This is a genomic window from Shewanella sp. ANA-3 (genome assembly GCF_000203935.1).
Lineage (GTDB): Bacteria > Pseudomonadota > Gammaproteobacteria > Enterobacterales > Shewanellaceae > Shewanella.
In genome coordinates this window covers 3157701-3178977 of sequence record NC_008577.1, presented here as the reverse complement: position 1 = coordinate 3178977, position 21277 = coordinate 3157701, and the positions used below count along the sequence as shown (strand labels likewise).

Genomic DNA, 21277 nt, shown 5'->3' with positions numbered 1-21277 from the left:
AACAGCGACCTGTGCCGAAAGCCAATAGTGGTGGGCATTGTAGTCAAATTTAATGATCAAGAAACGAATACCTGAATAGTTGATGCTCGACTATTACAAAGGACGTTAGACAAATTTCGAGGTAAAACAATGCAAGTTTCTGTTGAAGCAACCCAAGGCCTAGAGCGTCGCCTGACCATTTCTGTTCCTGCTGAACAAATTGAAAAACTGGTTAAAGACAGTTTACAACGTGAAGCTAAGCGTGCTCGTATTCCAGGTTTCCGTCCTGGCAAAGTGCCTGTTACTGTAATCAACAAACGTTATGGCGCCGCTATTCGTCAAGACATCACTGGTGAAGTGATGCAACGTAACTTTATCGAAGCGATCATCGCTGAGAAATTAAACCCAGCTGGCGCACCAACTTTCGTACCAGGTGCGACTGACGGTGAAAAATTCGAATTCGTAGCGACTTTCGAAATCTACCCAGAAGTCGAGCTGAAAGGTTTAGATGCAATCGAAGTAGAACAACCAAAAGCGTCTGTAACCGATGCTGACGTAGACAGCATGATCGAAACCTTGCGTAAGCAACACGCGACTTTCGCCGCTGTTGAGCGTGAAGCGGCTGACGGCGACAAAGTGAAAATGAACTTTGTTGGTTCAGTTGACGGTGTTGAATTCGAAGGCGGTAAAGCTGACGATTTCGAACTGCAATTAGGCAGCGGCCGTATGATCCCTGGTTTCGAAGCGGGTATCTTAGGTCACAAAGCCGGTGAAGAATTCGTTATCGACGTGACTTTCCCAGAGGAATATCACGCTGAAAACTTAAAAGGTAAAGCGGCTAAGTTTGCTATCACTCTAACTGAAGTGTTAGCGGCTAACTTACCAGAAGTAAACGATGAGTTTGCTGCATTATTCGGTATCAGCGAAGGTGGCTTAGATGCGCTGAAAACTGAAATCCGTAAGAACATGAACCGTGAACTTGAGCAAGCGTTAAAAGCAAACGTGAAAGAGCAAGTGATCACTGGTTTATTAGCTAACAACGACATCGAACTGCCAAAAGCACTGATCGATGGCGAAGTTAACGTACTGCGTCAACAAGCGATGCAACGTTTCGGCGGTCAAACGGCTAACATGCCAGAACTGCCAGCGGAATTATTCACTGAGCAAGCGGCTCGTCGCGTGAAAATCGGTCTGTTATTAGGCGAAGTTATCAAGACTAACGAGCTGAAAGCGGAAGATGAGCGTGTACAAGCGTTAATCGCTTCTATGGCTTCTGCTTACGAAGATCCAAGTGAAGTTGTTGCGTATTACAACAGCAACAAAGAGCTGATGCAAAACATGCGCAATGTTGCGCTTGAAGAGCAAGCTGTTGAAGCACTGCTGAAATCTGCCAAAGTGACCGAAAAAGAAGTCGCTTTTGAAGAATTTATGAACAAGGCTACAGGTCGCGCATAAGCTAAGCTTGACTTGATTGGCAGTTCGCCATTTATAATGGCTCGTATGAGGCTCCTCATGCGAGCCATTTTTATTTAGGGAAACGAATAATGCATAATGCGTCAGACATACAAAGTGCTTTAGTGCCTATGGTGATCGAACAGACGGCTAAGGGTGAACGCTCATTCGATATTTATTCTCGTCTGTTAAAAGAGCGGATTATCTTTTTAGTGGGTCAAGTTGAAGAGCATATGGCGAATCTGATTGTGGCGCAGTTGCTATTCCTCGAGTCAGAAAGCCCAGATAAAGATATCTTCTTATATATCAACTCACCCGGTGGCTCAGTCACTGCAGGTATGGCAATTTACGATACCATGCAGTTTATTAAGCCGAACGTCAGCACTGTGTGTATTGGTCAAGCGGCCAGCATGGGCGCGTTTTTATTAGCGGGCGGCGAAAAGGGCAAGCGTTTCTGCTTACCTAACTCTCGCGTGATGATCCACCAACCACTGGGTGGATTCCAAGGTCAGGCTTCTGATATTGCTATTCATGCCCAAGAGATCTTAGGCATCAAGCATAAACTGAATCTGATGTTGTCAGAGCACACTGGTCAGCCACTCGAAGTGATTGAACGTGATACCGACCGCGACAACTTCATGAGTGCGACTCAAGCAGTTGAATATGGTTTAGTTGACGCAGTGATGACTAAACGCGGCTGATTTTTACTTTTGACTGGGCTATGCTCTATTTAAGCAAAGCCCCGTAAAGGGTTAGCAAGTTTAAGACAAGCAGTAGAGCAGACTGCAAATGAGGTAATTAATGGGCGACAACAAAAATAATGGTGACAGCGGTAAATTGCTGTACTGCTCTTTTTGCGGTAAGAGCCAGCATGAAGTCAGAAAACTGATTGCAGGCCCATCAGTATACGTATGCGACGAATGTGTTGAATTATGCAACGACATCATTCGTGAAGAGATTAAAGAAATCTCCCCTAAGCGTGATAATGATAAATTGCCAACGCCACATGAGTTGCGTGCGCATTTAGACGATTATGTGATTGGTCAAGACAGAGCCAAGAAAGTGCTGTCTGTCGCTGTGTACAATCACTATAAGCGCCTGAGAAATTCTTCTCCTAAAGATGGTGTGGAATTAGGTAAGAGTAATATTCTGCTGATTGGTCCAACGGGCAGTGGTAAGACGTTGCTGGCCGAAACGCTTGCGCGCTCATTGAATGTCCCATTTACTATGGCAGATGCCACCACCTTAACCGAAGCGGGTTATGTGGGTGAAGACGTTGAAAACATCATCCAAAAGCTGCTGCAAAAGTGCGATTACGATGTTGAAAAGGCACAGCGCGGTATCGTCTATATCGATGAAATCGACAAGATCAGCCGTAAATCGGATAACCCATCGATTACCCGTGACGTATCGGGTGAAGGCGTGCAGCAAGCGCTACTGAAACTTATCGAAGGTACGGTTGCCGCGGTTCCGCCTCAAGGTGGTCGCAAGCATCCACAACAAGAGTTCTTACAGGTAGATACCTCTAAGATCCTGTTTATCTGTGGTGGTGCATTTGCTGGCCTTGAAAAAGTGATTGAACAGCGTGCTCACGTAGGTTCAGGTATCGGTTTCGGTGCGCAGGTTAAGGGCGAGAAAGATAAGGCAACGATTTCGCAAACCTTATCTCAAGTCGAACCCGAAGATTTAGTCAAATATGGCTTGATCCCTGAGTTTATCGGCCGTCTGCCTGTTGTCGCGACGCTGACCGAGCTGGACGAAGAAGCCTTAGTGCAAATTCTTTCTGAGCCTAAAAACGCGCTGACAAAACAATACAACGCGCTGTTTGAGATGGAAGGGGTAGAGCTAGAGTTCCGCGAAGATGCGCTCAAAGCGATTGCACATAAAGCCATGTCACGCAAAACCGGTGCCCGTGGTCTACGTTCAATCGTTGAAGGTATCTTACTCGATACTATGTACGATATTCCTTCGATTGAGGGCGTGGTGAAGGCGGTTGTCGATGAATCAGTGGTGAATGGTGAGTCTGCACCAATCCTGATTTACGAGCGCAACGAAGCGCAAGCTGCCTCTGGTGAACAATAATTGTACTGATTGCTAATAATCTGAAAATCAAGGAGTCCATCGGGCTCCTTTTTTTATTTTGCCCATTGAAACCCACTAAAGCGCCCCAATATACTCCTTAACTAATCCCTTTCATCCAAACGGAATCGAACTATGACCTTAGAGCGTGAAGCGCATATCGAACTCCCCGTGCTACCACTGAGAGATGTGGTGGTCTATCCCCATATGGTAATTCCGTTGTTCGTTGGCCGAGAAAAATCGATTCGTTGTCTCGAAACGGCAATGGCCCAGGATAAGCAAATTATTTTAGTCGCTCAGCGTGACGCTGAGTTAGACGAGCCGACCAAAGACGATATCTTTGAAGTCGGTACAGTGGCGTCTATTCTGCAACTGCTTAAACTGCCTGACGGTACGGTAAAAGTACTGGTTGAAGGCGGTCGCCGCACTCGTATTACCCGTTATACCCAAGAAGCGGATTTCTTTGTGGCTAAGGCGGAGTATCTTGAGTCTGAGCCTTTGGAAGACAAAGAAGAGGAAGTCTTAGTTCGTAGCGCGATTGGCCAATTTGAAGGCTATATCAAGCTCAACAAGAAGATCCCTCCTGAAGTCTTAACCTCACTCTCTGGCATCGATGAAGCGGCGCGCCTTGCCGATACCATGGCGGCCCACATGCCACTCAAGCTTGAAGACAAGCAGTCCGTGCTGGAGATGACTAACGTCGGTGAGCGTCTGGAATATTTAATGGCGATGATGGAGTCGGAAATTGACCTGCTACAGGTCGAGAAACGCATCCGTACCCGCGTTAAAAAGCAGATGGAAAAGAGCCAACGTGAGTATTATCTGAACGAGCAGATGAAAGCCATCCAAAAAGAATTGGGTGACTTAGACGAAGGCCACGACGAGTTTGAAGTCTTAAATCGTAAGATTGAAGAAGCTAACATGCCAAGCGATGCTAAAGAGAAAGCCGTCGCCGAGCTGAATAAATTACGCATGATGTCGCCTATGTCTGCCGAAGCGACCGTTGTTCGCAGTTACGTGGATTGGATGACCTCAGTGCCTTGGAGCCAACGCTCTAAAATCAAACGCGATTTAGCCAAAGCCCAAGAAGTGCTAGATACCGATCACTATGGCCTGGAAAAGGTCAAAGACCGTATTCTGGAATACTTGGCGGTGCAGAGCCGTGTGCGTCAACTTAAAGGGCCTATCCTGTGCTTAGTCGGCCCACCAGGTGTGGGTAAAACCTCATTAGGCCAATCGATTGCGAAAGCAACTGGTCGTAAGTATGTGCGTGTTGCCTTAGGCGGCGTGCGTGATGAAGCGGAAATCCGTGGTCATCGCCGTACTTACATTGGCTCAATGCCGGGTAAAGTCATTCAAAAGATGGCGAAAGTGGGCGTGAAAAACCCCTTATTCTTGCTCGATGAAATCGACAAAATGAGCTCGGATATGCGCGGCGACCCAGCGTCAGCACTGTTAGAGGTGCTTGATCCTGAACAAAACGCGACCTTTAACGACCATTATCTCGAAGTCGACTACGACTTATCCGATGTGATGTTCGTGGCGACCTCGAACTCGATGAATATTCCAGGCCCATTGCTGGACCGTATGGAAGTCATTCGCCTGTCGGGTTACACCGAAGATGAGAAGCTCAATATTGCTAAGCAGCATTTACTGACCAAGCAAATCGAGCGTAACGGTCTTAAAGCGAACGAAATTCATATCGAAGACAGTGCGATAGTCGGCATTATCCGCTACTACACCCGTGAAGCCGGTGTTCGTGCACTAGAGCGTGAATTGTCGAAGATTTGCCGCAAGGTCGTGAAAATGATCCTGCTGGATAAGTCCATCAAGTCAGTCACAGTGACCGCGGACAATCTCAAGTCTTTCCTTGGTGTACAGCGTTTTGACTACGGTAAGGCGGAGTCGAACAACCAAATCGGTCAAGTTACAGGTTTGGCGTGGACCGAAGTGGGTGGCGATCTGCTTACCATTGAAGCGACCTCTGTGCCAGGCAAAGGCAAGTTGACCTACACAGGCTCACTTGGCGATGTGATGCAAGAGTCGATTCAAGCGGCAATGACGGTCGTGCGTGCCCGTGCGGAACAATTAGGTATCAACGGCGACTTTTATGAGAAGCGTGATATCCATGTTCACGTGCCAGAAGGGGCGACGCCAAAAGATGGTCCATCTGCGGGCGCGGCAATGTGTACTGCATTAGTGTCTAGCTTAACGGGTAACCCAGTGCGCGCCGATGTGGCGATGACGGGTGAAATTACCTTACGCGGAGAAGTGTTACCGATCGGCGGTTTAAAAGAAAAACTGCTCGCGGCACACCGTGGTGGCATTAAATTGGTACTTATTCCAAAAGAAAACGAGCGTGATCTGGAAGAAATTCCTGCCAATGTGATTGCCGATTTGGAAATTCGTCCCGTGCGTTGGGTCGACGAAGTGTTAAAACTGGCGCTAGAAAGACCGGTTGAAGGCTTCGAAGTGGTTAAAAACTTGGCATAACGCAAGAAAATGCGCTATCACGCTAAAAAAAATGAAAAAAGGGGCTTAACAAAGCGCAGACCTGTGGTAGCCTAGGTCTGTGGAGAGTCGGTTGCTCCAAGCCCTTGGCGCAACTGGCTTTGAGCTGTATCCAGTTTTATTTCTTTGGTTTTCGAACTCAGCTTGAACTTTGAATTCAAGCTTGTTATAAAAGCCTCCGCAGACCGCTCTAGAGACGGATTTGGTTGCGGCGCAAAAAAAATTACATTCAAGGGGATGACATGAACAAATCTGAACTAATCGAGAAAATCGCTTCTGGTGCTGACATTTCTAAAGCCGCTGCTGGCCGTGCACTGGATTCTTTTATCGCTGCTGTGACCGAAGGTCTGAAAGAAGGCGATAAAATTTCTCTTGTTGGTTTTGGTACTTTTGAAGTGCGTGAACGTGCTGAGCGTACTGGTCGCAACCCACAAACGGGTCAAGAAATCAAAATCGCAGCAGCAAAAATTCCAGCATTCAAAGCTGGTAAAGCTCTGAAAGACGCTGTCAATTAATTTTTGATATCGTAGCCTTTGTAAGGCGTTCGTAATGATAAGCACTGTTTAAACAGTGCTTTTTACGAATTGAAAGTAATGGATTTTGAAGCACAATTTCTACCATTACTCGGGGTTTTAGCACTTACCAGTGGTAGCGTCTGAATAATCCCCATAAATTACAGAAAGGCGCATCTCAAGTTGATGCGCCTTTTTATTTTGTTAATCGCAACGAGCGAGAAATCTGATGTTAGAAAAGATCCGCGACGGTTCGCAAGGCGTGATTGCTAAAGGCATTCTCGTACTTGTGATTTTATCTTTTGCATTTGCAGGCGTGAGTAGCTATTTAGGCTCAAAATCGGACGTCCCTGCCGCAGAAGTCAACGGTGACAAAATCACTAAAGCCGAGTTAGAGCAGGCCTATCAGAGCGAACGCGCTCGTATGGAGCAACAACTGGGCGAAATGTTTGCTGCGTTATCTGCCGACGAAAGATACCTAGAAAGCATCAAGCAGAGCGTACTCGAACGTTTAGTGGCCGATAAATTGATTGATCAAGCTGCCGCCGCGATGGGGCTGCGTGTGTCTGACGAGCAAATTATCACGGCGATTAAATCAGAACCCGCTTTCCAAACCGATGGCAAATTCGATAACGACCGTTATCAAGCGATTTTGCGCCAGTTAGGCTATCAGCCACAAACCTTCAGAAGCATGATGCGTGTCGATATGACCCGTCGTCAGTTAACTGCAGCGTTAGTGGGCACTGAATTCGTATTACCTGGTGAAGCTAAGCAATTAGCTGAGCTGCAAGGTCAAACTCGCGACATTCGTTACTTAGTTGTGGACTCTGCGCCATTCCTTGCGAATGCCTCTGTGACAGACGAGCAAGTTAAAAACTACTACGACACCAACCAAGGCCAGTTTATGAGCCCTGAGAAGGTGAGCTTAGAGTATGTTGAGTTAAACGCGGCGGATTTTGCTAAAGACAGCAAAGTGACGGATGAAGAAGCTCAGGCTTATTACGATGAACACAAGACGCAATATGTGTCTAACGAGAAACGTTTAGCGGCGCACATTCTGATTGGCCCTGGCAGCGATGAAGCGGCGGCAAAAGCCAAGGCTGAAGATTTAGCTAAGCAGTTAGATAACGGTGCTGATTTTGCTGAGTTAGCTAAAGCCAATTCTGAAGATACCTTAAGTGCGGAGCAGGGCGGTAAATTAGACTGGTTTGAACCCGGTGTAATGGACCCAAGCTTTGATACTGCACTGTTTGCACTGCAAAAAGGTCAGCATTCAGCGGTAGTGAAAACGGATTTTGGTTTCCACATCATCAAACTGTTAGACGTTCAGCCTGGTACTACAGTGCCATTTGCGGATGTGAAAGCGAAGATTGTGGCTCAGCTGCAAGAGAAGAAAGCGGTCGATCAATTCTATAGCTTACAAAGCAAACTGGCTGATACCAGCTACGAAGTGCCAGATACCTTAGCCGAAACCGCAAAAGTGGTGGGTGTTGAGATTAAGGCTACGCCAATGTTCTCACGTGATGATGTGCCAACGGCATTGAACAAGCCTGATGTGGTTAAAGCGGCATTCTCTGACACTGTGTTACGCCAAGGTCTAAACAGTGAAGTCATTGAACTTGAGCCAAACCATGTTGTGGTTATCCGTATGAAGGAACATCACGATGCGGGCACTATGCCATTAGCCGAAGTGAAGGCCGACATCGCTGAGCGTTTGAAGCAAGATCAAGCGAACGAAGCGGCACGTGCTAAAGCGCAGGAGCTGATGACCCAAGTTAAAGCGGGCGCGACTGATGTGAGTTTAACGGCTAAGACTAAACTGGGTCGTGGCGCACAAGACGTAGACGCAGCCATTGTAGGCAAAGCCTTCCAAATGCCAACCCCGACTGCTACACCTGTGGTTGACACTGTTGGTTTAGCCAATGGCTACGCTGTGATTGCACTGGATAAAGTAAATGCGGCTGAGTCTGTTAGCGATGAGTTAGTTAATGCGCTGAAACAACGCTTAAATGCACAATACAGCGAAGCGGATTACCGCGGTCTGATTGAGTCACTGAAAGCGAATGCGAAAGTTCATTACCCTGTAGAAGGTTAATGATGATAAGGGATAGCTGAGCTTATCCCTTATATTGGCGAAGCAATAAAAGCTTTCGCGAAGCAAATAGAAAAGGCCAAGTGTTTACTTGGCCTTTTTGTTTGTATTGAAACCGAGTTATCAAACGATATGGGCGCTATTTCAGCCGCTTAATCATCCACGCCAATCATCACGCTGCTGGCTTTAATGAGTGCATAAGCCGAATCACCCACTTTCAAGTTTAAACGCTCACAGGAAGCTTTAGTCACGACAGAGGTTAACACTACGCCCGGTGCCAGTTCGATAGTGATTTCGTTGTTTACAGAGCCAATTTCAATCGCGGTAATAGTGCCACTCAGGGTATTACGTGCACTGATCTTCATTCTTTGTCCTTAGTTAGTGTTTGAATGGTCATGCTAGTTTAGCCTATTGCCGTGGGTTTGCAGCAAATAAAAACGCCACCCGAGGGTGGCGTTTAAAGGTAAGGTGTCATCGCGACGATTACAGCTCGATCACATCGAACTCAACGTATGGATTAACATCTGCATCGTAGTCGATGCCTTCGATACCAAAGCCGAACAGTTTAATGAACTCGGCTTTATATTCTTGATAATCGGTCAGTTCTGACAGATTTTCAGTGGTCACTTGTGGCCACAGATCACGGCAATGCTGCTGGATATCTTCTCGCAGTTCCCAATCGTCTAAACGCAGACGGTTGTCGCTGTCGGTCTCTGGTTTTGCACCATCGGCACGGAACAGACGCTCGCTGAACATGCGGTAGATTTGTTCCATACAGCCTTCGTGCAGGCCTTCTTGGCGCATCTTCTTAAATACCATCGCAATATACAGTGGCATCACAGGGATGGCTGAGCTGGCTTGGGTGACAACGCTCTTCAGCACGGCAACGTTAGCGCTGCCGCCTTTGGCCGCGAGTTTATCATTTAAGGCTTTAGCCGCGCGGTCTAAGTCCATCTTGGCTTGACCTAATGCGCCGTGCCAGTAGATTGGCCAGGTTAACTCGGTACCGATATAGCTGTAGGCTACGGTTTTGCAGTTATCGCTTAATACACCAGCCTCGGCGAGTGCGTTAATCCACAGTTCCCAATCTTGACCACCCATCACAGTGACAGTATCGGCAATTTCTTGCTCAGTCGCAGGCTCAACGGTGGCTTCGATAATGCAGTCTTTGTTGGTATCAACGGCAGTCGCTGTATACACTTCACCGATTGGCTTGAGTGCAGAACGCACTAGCTCGCCTGAGTCAGGCAGTTTGCGTACGGGTGATGCTAATGAATAGACCACCATGTCCACTTGACCTAAATCTTGTTTGATAAGCTCGATAACTTTTTGCTTAGCTTCATGGCTGAAAGCATCGCAGTTGATGCTCTTAGAGTACAAACCTTCAGCTTTGGCAAACTTGTCGAAAGCGGCAGAGTTGTACCAGCCTGCAGTACCAGGTTTCGCTTCAGTACCAGGCTTTTCGAAGAACACACCAATGGTTGCAGCATCGCTGCCGAAGGCGGCGGCAATGCGTGAAGACAGGCCATAGCCACTCGATGAACCAACAACAAGCACTTTCTTTGGACCGTTGGCGATTTTGCCTTTGGCTTTGGTTAAAGCAATTTGCTCTTGAACGTTAGCTTCACAACCAACGGGATGAGTTGTGGTACAAATGAATCCACGAATTTTGGGTTTGATAATCATGTTTAAGCTTCTTCTATCAAAATGACCAATAGGATAAATACTTCGGCGGCTAAATGGCATCTATTTTTAGCCAATTCGCCTGAATATTTAAGTGGTTGGAGCAGTTTAACGCTTATGAACAAACAGGCTCTGCTCCTGAATCAGCCTTTGGGTATATTCGTGCTGAGGCGAATTAAATATCTGTTCTGTTGGGGCTTTCTCAACCATCACCCCTTTGTGTAACACCATAATTTTATCGCTGACATGGCGAATAATATTCAGGTTATGGGACACGAAGATATAGGACAAGCCTAAGTCCTTCTGCAATTTGAGCAGCAGGTTAAGGATCTGTGAGCGTACCGAGAGATCCAAGGCGGTTAATGCTTCATCGGCGATGATAATCTTCGGATTGAGCATCAGCGCCCGCGCCACCGCAACCCGCTGTTTTTGACCCTCAGAAATCATATGGGGATAAAAATCCGCATGTTCGGGTAATAAACCAACTTTCCTCAAGGTATCAATCACTTGGCCACTACGCTCTTTGGCGGATAACTCAGTGTTAAAGCGCAGCGGTTCATCCAGTAATTGGCCAATGGTGAGCCTTGGATTGAGTGAGGTATTGGGATCTTGGAAAATCATCCGAATAAGGCGGCAGCGCTGCTTAATATTGCGGCTATCAAGCGCCTCGCCCTCAAAGTAAATTTCACCGCCGCTGCGGGGTTCTGCGCCCACCAAAATACGCGCTAACGTACTCTTACCTGAACCCGCTTCACCCACAATCGCTAAGGTTTCGCCGCGGTTTAATTCAAAGGAAACCGGGGCTAAGGCATCGTTATATTGGCGGGTAAAGCCCTTATAGCCGGTATCGTACCTCTTAAAGAGATCGTTAACTTTAAGCAGTGGGGTCGTCATTTGTCGTTTCACCGTGGTAAGGGAAATGGCAGGCAAAGTAGCGGTCGCGTAAATGACTCAAACTTGGCTGATTAACGCATTTCTTTTGTGCCTCAGGGCATCTTGGCCCTAGGCGACAACCAATGGGCAGATGCTGCAGGGCGGGGGCCGAGCCTGGCAGGGTTGGCATAATGGCTTTGTGCGCCTCTATCCCCGAGTAATCCGGCATATTATCCAAGAGTGCCTTAGTGTAAGGATGATACGGCTGATTGATCAGTTCTTCCGTTGGGCCAGATTCCATGACTTGGCCACAATAGAGCACGGATAGGTGATCGCACCACTGTGCCAGCGTTTCAAGCTCGTGGCTGATGATTAAAATCGACACGTTTTGTAGCTGGTTAAGCTGTGATAGCAGACGGAAAATCTGCGCCTGAGTGCTCAGCTCCATCGAGTTGGTCGGTTCGTCGGCAATCAATAATCGCGGTTGGTTGGCAATTGCCATGGCGATCATCACTTTTTGGCATTCGCCTTCCGAAAGCTCCCAAGCATAACTCAACATCACTTTTTGCGGATTCTTAATCCCGACCTTATGCAGCCATTTTTGTGCCGTGAGTTTGGCATGTTTGTGCTTTTGCCAAAAGTAAGCCTTAGGGTTCTTAGGCATGGCCTGCATCAGCTGACTGCCCACAGTTTGCGAAGGGTCAAGGCTGCCTGAGGGGTCTTGGAAGATCATTGCCATATCTGAGCCCATCAGATTACGGCGCTCCTTCGAGGTCATGGCCATCAGATTATTACCATCCCACATCATGCGGTCGGCGGTAATGGTCCAATTGGGGCCTGGGATCCCAAGAATAGCTCTGGCGAGCAGACTGCGGCCCGAGCCCGATTCACCCACTAGACCGTGAATTTCCCCCGCGTTCAGGGTCAAACTCACTTTCTCAAGGGCGCGCACTCTGCCGTGGGGCGTGTCGAGCTCAATGGTCAGGTTTCTAACGTCGAGTAATGGCATAGGTTAGTTTCTGATGGGCGCAAGCGCCGATCTCAAGCCATCGCCCACCAAGTTAATGGCGAGCACACTAAAAAGAATCGCCAGCCCTGGAATGGTCACAGTCCAAGGTGCGGTCAACAAATTATCCATGCCTTGGGCGACCATTGCACCCCATTCAGGGCTGGGAGCTTGGGCGCCAAGGCTTAAAAAGCCAAGGGCGGCAATATCTAAAATCGCGGCAGAAATGGCTAAGGTGGTTTGAATAATCACTACTTCCCACACGTTTGGCATGATCACATACCAAAAAATCTGCAGCGAATTGGCGCCGTCTAAACGGGCGGCAGTTACGTATTCTTTCTGTAACTCTTCATGCACCGATTGATGAATGGAGCGCACAAACTGCGGTGTTAAGGCAATGCCCACGGCCCAGAAGACGTTTTCAAGCCCTGGCCCCATCACTGCAACCACTAAAATCGCCATTAATAGTGAAGGAATCGACAGCAATGCATCGAGTAAGTGCCCCAAGATACTGGACTTTAAGCCGCGCATCATGCCCGAAAGCGAGCCTATGATGAAACCCATAAACAGCGCGGTGCCGACAATCATTAGCGCCATGCCGAAGGTTAAATGCGCCCCATGCAGTAAGCGGCTAAAAATGTCACGACCCAGATCATCAGTACCTAAAAAGTGCGCCACTGTGCCCGATGGGTCCCAAGAGGGCGGCAACAGTAATGCGCGAGGATCCTGCGCTTCGGGGGAGAAAGGGGCAATCATAGGTCCGAACAGGGTGAGCAGCAGCAGAAAAGCAATGGTCCACAAACCCGCTAAGGCAAAGGGGTTTGCCGAAAAATTCTGCCAGACCCGCATCATCGGCGAGGCGATTTGATCTTCCTGATAAATTTTAATTGGAGGCATAAAGATCTTTTCTGCTCAAGGGATTGAAGACGGTATGCAGCACTTCAATCAAAATACTTAAAAAGATGATCAACAAGGCCACGGCTAAAATCCCGCCTTGGATAACCGTATAATCCCGCTGATAAATACCCGACACCAACCAAGAACCCACACCCGGCCAAGAGAAAATCATTTCAACAACAATCGCATAGCTCGCAAATGCTCCGAGCATTAGCCCTAAGTGCTTCAATACGGGGATCAGCGCGTTGGGTAAGGCGTGGCGCAAAATAATGGTGTTGGTGTGCATGCCTCTGGCTTCGGCGGCGCGGATAAAGGTTTGGTTCATCACATTCATCATCGCCGAGCGCGTGCTGCGTACGACCACGGTAAAAGGGAGCACTGCGAGTGTGGTGGCGGGCAGGACGATATGCAATAAGGCATCTTTAAAGGCCGATATCCGGTATTCCGAATCAGACAGCAAAATGTCGACCAACATAAATCCCGTAACAGGTTTTATCTCATATAAGAGATTGAGTTGCCCTGAAATGGGTAGCCAGCCAAGGTCGACACCAAACCAGAGTGACAAATACAAACCTAACCAGAATACAGGAACGGAATAGCCCGTCAGGGTAATCGCCATAATGGTGTTTTGGGTGAGTTTATGTTGGCTCTGGGAGGCCAACACGCCAAGCGGCACGCCTAAACCAATAGCAATCACGGCCGCCATAACGGCAAGTTCGAAGGAGGCAGGTAGCACAGAGCTTAATTCTTCGGCCACGCTCTGGTGCGAGGTGACGGAGACGCCCAAATTGCCGCTCAGTCTTTGCTGTAAATAAGCAATAAACTGCATGGCCTTATTGCTATCTAACTTATAGTCCTGCTCAATTTGCACCAGTTGACTCTCTGACGGTGCATGGATACCCGTGAGGGCGAAGGTGCGTTCAACAGGAAATAACCCTGTTGCATAAAACAATACGCCGACCATCACGAGCGAAGTGGCAAGAAACAGGTTGAGGCGCCGTAACAGGTATCTGAACATCAGTGTGTCTCCTGCTCAGCTTGACTAGTACGGGCAAATGAGATGCCACCAAAGGGGGTCAACTGCATATCATGGATATTGCTTCGGGAGAGAGCGACTCGCTTGGCATGGGCCAGACTCAACATTGGCACTTGCTCAGCTAAGAAGGCTTCGGCCTCCTGGTAAATCTCCTTGCGCTCGGCCTGAGTCGAGACTTCCCTCGCTCTGTCTAGAATGGCATCAAACTCTTTATTGCACCAGCGAGAGCGATTGTTGTTTGATTGCATCGCCGAGCAACTCAGCAGTGGAGTGAAAAAGTTATCGGGGTCACTGTTATCGGCGTTCCAGCCGATGAGGACTGAGTCATATTCATCTCGGCTCAATCTTTGGCTAAAGACGCTCCAATCGTAACTGATAATATTGACCTTAACACCGATATTGGCCAGATCAGATTGAATTAACTCGGCGGTTTTTAACGCGTTAGGGTTGTAGGCGCGGGCGACGGGCATGGCCCAGATATCGATGCTGAGATGTTTGATTCCCGCTTCTTTTAACAAATCCCGTGCTTTTTGCGGATTGTAATCTAACAGTTTTTTATTGCTGTCGTAGGCCCAAGACGCTGGCGGCAGCACACCTATGGCTTCTATGGCGGTGTTTTGATACACGGCACGTAAGATATTTTGCTTATCTACGGCATAGGCGAGGGCACGGCGCACGCGTACATCATCTAAAGGAGGCTTTTGTGTATTAAAGGCCCAAAAGGCGACGTTAAGACCGGGTTGAGACTCAATGTTCAGCTGTTCATGTTGTTTGATAACGGGTAGTTCCCCCGCCTTGGGCAGGGCGGATACGCTGCAGTCACCGGCGATAAGTTTGGCCAGTCTCACCGTGCTTTTGGGGGTGATATCGTAGACCAGCATATCGACTTTGGCGGGCTCTCCCCAAAAGTCGGGATTGCGGCGATAGCGAATATATTCGTTTTTAGCGTAGTGCACTAAGGTAAAAGGCCCAGTACCAATGGCGAAATGATCGAGATTTTCAGGGTGCCCCAATGCCAGTTGCTGATCGGCATATTCGCTTGAGAGGATAACTGCAAAGTCGGTGGCGAGATTCGATAAAAACGACGCATCTTTGCGCGCTAGGCGAAAGATCACCTCGTGGTCATTAATTTTTTCAACACTTTTAACTTGTTCTGAAAAGCCAATACTTTGGAAAAAGGGATAACCGGTACGTGATACGCCATGGTAAGGGTGATGCTTGTCGATAATTCGATTGAAGGAAAACAGCACATCGTCGGCATTAAAATCGCGACTCGGGGTAAAACGGGATGAATGTTGAAACTTAACATTTTCCCTGAGGGTGAAACGGTAACTTAAGCCATCGTCGCTCTCGGCCCAACTGGTGGCCAGCGCTGGCACGAGCTGGCCTGAGAGCGCATCATAGTCCACTAAGCGGCTATAAATTTGGTGTGAGGTCGCGTCGATAGTGGTGCCTGAGGTCACCAACTGCGGATTAAAAGACTCGGGATTCCCTTCGGAACAATAGACCAAACCAGAAGGGAGTCGTTGGGGGCCACATGCAACCAACAACCCACTCATGCAGAAAACTGCAGTTGATAGGCACAGGCGTCTTATTAGCACACTCATTTATAAATCATTATTTTATCGACTATGAACGGCTATTTTAGCAGTGCATCTCGCCCGTGGGCAATCTGCTTATGCTTTATCGAGCAAATTGTACTTTTTCAGAATGCCGCGCAGCTGGTGATAGCTTAAGCCAAGGATTTCAGCCGTCTTCTTTTGATTGTACTGACTGGCCGACAAGGCTTGCTGGATAAGCTCCATCTCATAACGTTCGGTTTGCTCTTTAAAGTCCAAAGGAAAACTAAACGGATTGGTCATGGACTCTGCAATGGCGGCCGTGTCGGTATCGGTTTTGGCCGACGTGATCACGGGCGCGCTCAGCGGCGCTTCAGGTGCGGAGATTTGGCGCTCACGGGTACGCACTCGCGTTGTGGGGCGATAGGGAGAGGCAAAGGGGTCGAGAATAATCTGCTCAATAGGGTGGTTCTCACCACTATTGCGATACACACTGCGCTCGACCACGTTCTTAAGTTCACGGATATTCCCCGGCCAGTCATGGCTCATCAGCTGATCGACTGCGCTGGCACTGAAGCCACTGAAGAGTTCCAGCTTAAGTTGCCGCGCCATGCCCACGGCAAAGTATTCGGCTAAGGTCATGATATCTTCGGGGCGGCAACGCAGTGGCGGCAAGGTGATCACATCGAACGCTAAGCGGTCGAGCAAGTCGGCCCTAAATTCGCCGGCGTCGGCCAGTGAGGGTAAATCCTCGTTAGCCGCGCAGATAAGGCGCACATCCGCTTGAATGGTTTTACTGCCGCCGACCCGTTCAAATTCACCGTATTCGATGACCCGTAGCAGTTTTTCTTGGATTAATCCCGAGGTGTTGGCTAACTCATCGAGGAATAGAGTGCCACCGTCGGCGCGCTCAAAACGGCCTTCGTGTTTGCCTTTGGCGCCAGTAAAGGCACCTGACTCATGGCCGAATAATTCACTTTCTAGCAAATTTTCACTCAAAGATGAACAATTTAGCTTAATAAAACTTTGATCCCAGCGTTTAGACAGATAATGTAAGCGTTCAGCAATCAGCTCCTTACCCGTACCCCGTTCACCAATAATGAGAACAGGTTTAGAAAGCGGCGCTATCTGTGACACATGCTCTAACACTTCGAGTAGGGCGTTCGATTGGCCGATGAGGTTGTCTTGCTGAAATTTATTATCCACGATATTTTTTAGTCTTTCGCGCTAAATTTTGGTGAAAATGATAATAAGTGGCTTGAGCCATAAAATAAAGAAAAAGTTAAGAATATGTTTATCTTTATGAATTTAAACATAAAATAAAAGTTGGCACACTTAGTGTATTACCCTAAGCGAGACCAACATCAATTTGAGGATAGCATTATGGGAATTTTCTCTCGTTTCGCCGATATCATTAACTCCAATATCAGCGCATTACTCGATAAAGCAGAAGACCCTGAAAAAATGGTTCGTCTGATTATCCAAGAGATGGAAGATACACTGGTAGAAGTTCGTTCAACATCAGCAAAAGTGTTAGCTGAAAAGAAAGAATTAATCCGTCGTATCAGCCGTGTTGAAGAACAAGTTCAAGATTGGCAAGACAAAGCTGAGCTGGCACTGTCGAAGGATCGCGAAGATTTAGCCAAGGCCGCTTTAGTTGAAAAACAAAAAGCCGCGGGTTTAGTGGATACCTTAAACCAAGAGTTGGCAGTGATCGACGAGCACATTGTGCGCTTAAAGGATGAAGTTAGCCTGCTGCAAGAAAAGTTACTGGATGCTAAGGCGCGCCAAAAGACCATTATTTTGCGTAAACAAACCGCCTCATCACGTTTAGAAGTGAAGAAGCAGTTAGACTCAAGCAAAATCGACAACGCTATGCTGAAATTTGAGCAATATGAGCGCCGTGTCGAAGGGTTAGAAGCGCAGGTTGAATCCTACGATCTGGGTAATAAAAAGACCTTAGCCGATGAGTTTGCTGCACTGGAAGCTGAAGATTCAGTGAATGCCGAGCTGGAAGCATTAAAGGCCAAAGTAAAAGGCAAAGCTGCGACTAAGTCAAAAGAATAACAATTCAGAGGTGAGTTATGGATATGGACATACTAATGGCACCAATTATCATCTTTATGATAGTGGTGGCGCCCATATGGTTAGTTCTTCATTATCGCAGTAAGCGACAAGTGAGCCAGGGACTCACTGAGGAAGAGTTTTCACAGCTCAATGATTTGATTGCTAAAGCCGATAAGATGGCTGCGCGCATCGAAACCTTAGAGGCCATTCTGGATTCAGAATCGCCTGAATGGAGGGGCAAACATGAGAGGAACTAGTGGCCGTACTATGTATCGTATTCCCCAGTCAGGTAAAGTCGCAGGTGTGTGTGCGGGGATAGCCGAATACTTTGCAATTGAAACATGGTTAGTGCGAGTACTTGCGGTTTCTATCTTCCTATTAGGTGGTTCGGGCGTCGTGTTTATCATCTATGTTGCGTTATGGGTGATACTCGACATCAAACCCCAAAATAGCACTGTTAGGGATGACATTGAGGTGAAGAAGAAACCTTGGCAATCGGGAGAGCCTGCTAAACAAGCGCTGAGCGATGTGAGCAGGCAATTTAGAAGCCTAGAGGTGAGACTGCAAAACCTTGAACGCCATGTAACATCTGATAACTTTGATTTAAAAAGACAAATCAATAGCTTGTAATCCCTCTAAAGGGCGGCCATGTCCGCCCTTGTTGCTTAATCTCCCGTCAAATCCAGTGTATAGTTAACCTCATTCAACATTTAGGGACATCCTTATGGGAACGCTTGACGTTTCGCTCCATAAATTAACTCAAAAGAGCCAATCCCTGCTCCATAGAACGGCTGACAGGCATTTACGACTCGCGGTAACAGGGTTATCGGGGGCGGGCAAAACCGCATTTATTACCGGATTAGTCAATCAACTACTCAATAGTGGCGCGGCTTCTCAGGTCTCCCATTCCCGCCATGGGAATGCCTTGCCCCTGTGGCAAGTGAGCCGTGAGCAACGTTTGCTCGGGGTGAAGCGGGCGATGCAGCCGGATCTTGAAATTGCCAGCTTCGATTATCAGGGCGCAATGTTAGCGCTTACTTCGACGCCGCCGACTTGGCCTGCATCGACCCGCACGATTTCGGAGCTGCGTTTAGCCATCAAATATCAGCCGCAGAAGGGGCTGCTCGCCAAGTTTGCTGATACCGCTACGCTGTATTTGGATATTGTCGATTATCCCGGTGAGTGGCTATTAGATTTACCTATGCTGCGGCAAAGCTTTATCGAGTGGTGCAGCGCGCAGCAACAACGTGTCGCTGTGTTAAAAAGCTCGCCCCTATATGCTGAATTTCAAACTTCGTTAAGTGCGCTCAATTTAACCGAGGCGGCCGATGAGCTGCAGCTCAAACGCATTGCCGACGAGTATCAGCAGCTATTGCATGATTTAGTGCATGTGCAGGGCTATTATCAGGCGCAACCCGGACGGATGTTATTACCAGGGGAGTGGGAAGGCGCGCCGCTGCTGGCGTTTTTTCCGCTGTTATCGGTGACAGATAATCAGTGGAGCGAGCTTAAACAAAGCGATAAACACAGCGCCTTTCATGTCTTAGAAAAGCGCTATCAAGAATACGTGGCCAAGGTAGTAAAACCTTTCTATAAACAGCATTTTGCGGGGTTTGATCGCCAGTTAGTACTGGTTGATTGCTTCAGCGCCTTAAACCGTGGCAAAACCCAGTTTGAGGATATGGGCGCCGCGCTCAATGCCATTATGGAAAGCTTCCAATACGGCCAATCCAGTTACTTACGCCGATTGTTTGCGCCGCGGATAGACAGATTATTATTTGCCGCCAGTAAGGTTGACCATGTGACGCGGGATCAACAAAGTCATGTGTTATCCCTGCTCACCGATATGCTCAAACACAGCCAGCACTTTGCCAGTTTCGATGGTTGTAAAGTCGAGACTATGGCCATTAGTGCCATTAAGGCGACGCGTCATGGCATGGTGACCACTCAAGAAGGGGATGTGGAAGTTGTGCAGGGGATTGGATTGAACGGCCAAGCCCTGACGCTTTTCCCCGGCGAAGTGCCCACTCGCTTACCCGAGCCCAGCTTTTGGCGCGATCAGGGGTTTCATTTTATGGGGTTTGCTCCGCCAAATAACAGCAATGTGGATCCATCTGCGGTGCATTTTGACCATATCCGTCTCGATCACCTTCTGCAGTACCTTGTGGGGGATAAACTGGAATGAGTTTAGATTCGTTATCAGCTTCAAGTGAGTCAGAGACAAACGGGCTCGATAAGTCAGTGTCTGAAAATACACTTGAAAGCCAACCGCTCAAAAAACAACAAGTATTTGATTCTGACAAGGTCAAACTTCAGTCTGCTTCCGATGAGCTTAAGAGTGCCCAAGCCTTTGCACCACAGACACCCTTAAAAGCGGTGGATGAGGTTGTCGATGATGCCTTAGCGGCCCATCCGCAAGCATTGGATGTGTCGTCCATTCGGCCAACACTGCATCAATCTCGCCGTTGGTCTTGGTTGGCGCGCTTTTCCGTTTTTGGGTTATTGCTACTGGTTTTAGTGCAAACGGGATTAGGATTGCGGGACGCTTGGTTAGCAAGCCCTTGGTTATTTAGCTTTTATGGCGCAGTACTCGGTTTAGTCGGCAGCTGGGCTATGGTCGGAGCCTTGGGCGAATACCGTAAATTAAAACGCCTCAAGCAGGTTGCCGATACGCAAGAGTCCGGCGCAAGACTTGCTCTCAGTATGCAAATGGGGGAGGCCGATGGTTTTATCAATAACATAGTGCGCCATTATCCCGATAGTCAGGGGCTACAGCGGCTGCGTCAGTCGCTCAAAGATGAACACAATGACGCCGAAAAAGTGCTGCTATTTGAGGACTTAGTGCTGACTGAGCGGGATGAACTCGCGAAAAAAATCGTCCGTCGATACGCGGCCGAGTCTGCAGTGTTGCTTGCCGCGAGTCCACTTGCTGCATTGGATATGGCCATTATTCTTTGGCGCAATCAACGCATGCTGCGGGATGTCGCCGCCTGTTACGGGATAGAGTTAGGCTATTGGAGCCGGATTAAACTCATTCGCAGCATCATCATGAACATCATCTATGCCGGTACCAGCGAGTTAGTGACCGATTTGGGTACCCAATTGCTGTCGGTCGAGATGACGGGGAAATTATCCGCACGGCTTGCCCAGGGCTTAGGCGGCGGACTGCTCACGGCACGTTTAGGTTATCAAGCCATGGCGCTGTGTCGACCTATTCAGTTTAGGGAGGAGCAGCGCCCCAAATTGTCCAAAGTTCATCAAGAGTTGTTGATTGAGCTTAAACAGTTTGCCGGTAAGTTATTGACTAAAGACGGACGGGATGCGCTTAAGAGTCAATTAGAGGCAGCGGAGCTTAAAACTGGCTCAACACCCAAAGAGAAATAACCTAGCCGAATGCACAACACTGCGAGTGCACTTTAGGCTAAATGCTAATGCGCTAATGACCCTGTTATTAGCGCATTTTTTATTGCTGATTGTCGGCCAAAAATCCTTGAATGTAACAACTTAGTTACAGCGCCTCTGATGCTATTT

At 48.1% G+C, this 21277-nt stretch carries 19 protein-coding genes; 11 read left to right on the top strand and 8 right to left on the bottom strand.

What is annotated here, in order from left to right; genetic code table 11:
- Positions 1–129 precede the first annotated feature (129 nt).
- The 6 genes from tig (at position 130) to ppiD (ending at position 8628) form a co-directional block, all read left to right on the top strand.
- Positions 130–1434, top strand: a complete 1305-nt coding sequence (tig, locus tag SHEWANA3_RS14015; protein WP_011717551.1) for a trigger factor — start codon at positions 130–132, stop codon at positions 1432–1434.
- A gap of 89 nt (positions 1435–1523) precedes the next feature.
- On the top strand, positions 1524–2132 hold the full coding sequence (gene clpP / locus SHEWANA3_RS14010) for an ATP-dependent Clp endopeptidase proteolytic subunit ClpP (protein ID WP_011717550.1): 609 nt from the start codon (positions 1524–1526) through the stop codon (positions 2130–2132).
- A gap of 100 nt (positions 2133–2232) precedes the next feature.
- Positions 2233–3513: an ATP-dependent protease ATP-binding subunit ClpX gene (clpX, locus tag SHEWANA3_RS14005; RefSeq protein ID WP_011717549.1), complete on the top strand. Its 1281-nt coding sequence runs from the start codon at positions 2233–2235 to the stop codon at positions 3511–3513.
- A gap of 132 nt (positions 3514–3645) precedes the next feature.
- Positions 3646–6003 carry an endopeptidase La gene (gene lon / locus SHEWANA3_RS14000; RefSeq protein ID WP_011717548.1) on the top strand — a complete coding sequence of 786 codons (2358 nt, stop codon included), beginning with the start codon at positions 3646–3648 and terminating at the stop codon, positions 6001–6003.
- A gap of 260 nt (positions 6004–6263) precedes the next feature.
- Positions 6264–6536: a nucleoid-associated protein HU-beta gene (hupB, locus tag SHEWANA3_RS13995; RefSeq protein ID WP_011717547.1), complete on the top strand. Its 273-nt coding sequence runs from the start codon at positions 6264–6266 to the stop codon at positions 6534–6536.
- Between the two features lie 226 nt (positions 6537–6762).
- Entirely contained in the window at positions 6763–8628 is a 1866-nt protein-coding gene (gene ppiD / locus SHEWANA3_RS13990; RefSeq protein ID WP_011717546.1) for a peptidylprolyl isomerase, read from the top strand.
- Positions 8629–8777: 149 nt separating this feature from the next.
- Here ppiD and SHEWANA3_RS13985 read toward each other — a convergent pair whose 3' ends face one another.
- The 8 genes from SHEWANA3_RS13985 to pspF form a co-directional block, all read right to left on the bottom strand.
- Entirely contained in the window at positions 8778–8990 is a 213-nt protein-coding gene (locus SHEWANA3_RS13985) for a molybdopterin-binding protein (protein ID WP_011717545.1), read from the bottom strand.
- 118 nt (positions 8991–9108) lie between these two features.
- Complete coding sequence (gene fabV, locus SHEWANA3_RS13980) at positions 9109–10311, bottom strand: enoyl-ACP reductase FabV (protein ID WP_011717544.1); 1203 nt, start codon at positions 10309–10311, stop codon at positions 9109–9111.
- A 105-nt stretch (positions 10312–10416) separates the two neighbouring features.
- Positions 10417–11202: an ATP-binding cassette domain-containing protein gene (locus SHEWANA3_RS13975; protein ID WP_011717543.1), complete on the bottom strand. Its 786-nt coding sequence runs from the start codon at positions 11200–11202 to the stop codon at positions 10417–10419.
- On the bottom strand, positions 11183–12190 hold the full coding sequence (locus SHEWANA3_RS13970) for an oligopeptide/dipeptide ABC transporter ATP-binding protein (RefSeq protein ID WP_011717542.1): 1008 nt from the start codon (positions 12188–12190) through the stop codon (positions 11183–11185). Before SHEWANA3_RS13970 ends, SHEWANA3_RS13975 begins: the two co-directional genes overlap by 20 nt.
- Positions 12191–12193: 3 nt before the next feature.
- Complete coding sequence (locus SHEWANA3_RS13965; RefSeq protein WP_011623240.1) at positions 12194–13084, bottom strand: ABC transporter permease subunit; 891 nt, start codon at positions 13082–13084, stop codon at positions 12194–12196.
- Positions 13071–14102, bottom strand: coding sequence for an ABC transporter permease (locus tag SHEWANA3_RS13960; protein ID WP_011623239.1), 1032 nt, complete (start codon positions 14100–14102; stop codon positions 13071–13073). The genes SHEWANA3_RS13965 and SHEWANA3_RS13960 overlap by 14 nt, the downstream gene beginning before the upstream one ends.
- On the bottom strand, positions 14102–15727 hold the full coding sequence (gene sapA / locus SHEWANA3_RS13955) for an ABC transporter substrate-binding protein SapA (protein WP_011717541.1): 1626 nt from the start codon (positions 15725–15727) through the stop codon (positions 14102–14104). Before sapA ends, SHEWANA3_RS13960 begins: the two co-directional genes overlap by 1 nt.
- A gap of 69 nt (positions 15728–15796) precedes the next feature.
- Complete coding sequence (pspF, locus tag SHEWANA3_RS13950) at positions 15797–16885, bottom strand: phage shock protein operon transcriptional activator (RefSeq protein ID WP_011717540.1); 1089 nt, start codon at positions 16883–16885, stop codon at positions 15797–15799.
- A gap of 177 nt (positions 16886–17062) precedes the next feature.
- On the opposite strand from pspF, the gene pspA reads away from it, so the two are divergent.
- The 5 genes from pspA (at position 17063) to SHEWANA3_RS13925 (ending at position 21130) form a co-directional block, all read left to right on the top strand.
- Positions 17063–17746: a phage shock protein PspA gene (gene pspA / locus SHEWANA3_RS13945; RefSeq protein ID WP_011717539.1), complete on the top strand. Its 684-nt coding sequence runs from the start codon at positions 17063–17065 to the stop codon at positions 17744–17746.
- A gap of 17 nt (positions 17747–17763) precedes the next feature.
- Positions 17764–18003 (top strand): envelope stress response membrane protein PspB, encoded by a 240-nt coding sequence (gene pspB / locus SHEWANA3_RS13940; protein ID WP_011071929.1) that lies wholly within the window; start codon positions 17764–17766, stop codon positions 18001–18003.
- On the top strand, positions 17990–18376 hold the full coding sequence (pspC, locus tag SHEWANA3_RS13935) for an envelope stress response membrane protein PspC (RefSeq protein WP_011717538.1): 387 nt from the start codon (positions 17990–17992) through the stop codon (positions 18374–18376). Before pspB ends, pspC begins: the two co-directional genes overlap by 14 nt.
- A gap of 94 nt (positions 18377–18470) precedes the next feature.
- A complete protein-coding gene (locus tag SHEWANA3_RS13930; protein ID WP_011717537.1) occupies positions 18471–19931 on the top strand; it encodes a YcjX family protein in 1461 nt (486 codons plus the stop codon).
- Positions 19928–21130, top strand: a complete 1203-nt coding sequence (locus SHEWANA3_RS13925; protein ID WP_011717536.1) for a TIGR01620 family protein — start codon at positions 19928–19930, stop codon at positions 21128–21130. Before SHEWANA3_RS13930 ends, SHEWANA3_RS13925 begins: the two co-directional genes overlap by 4 nt.
- The last annotated feature ends 147 nt before the right edge of the window (positions 21131–21277 follow it).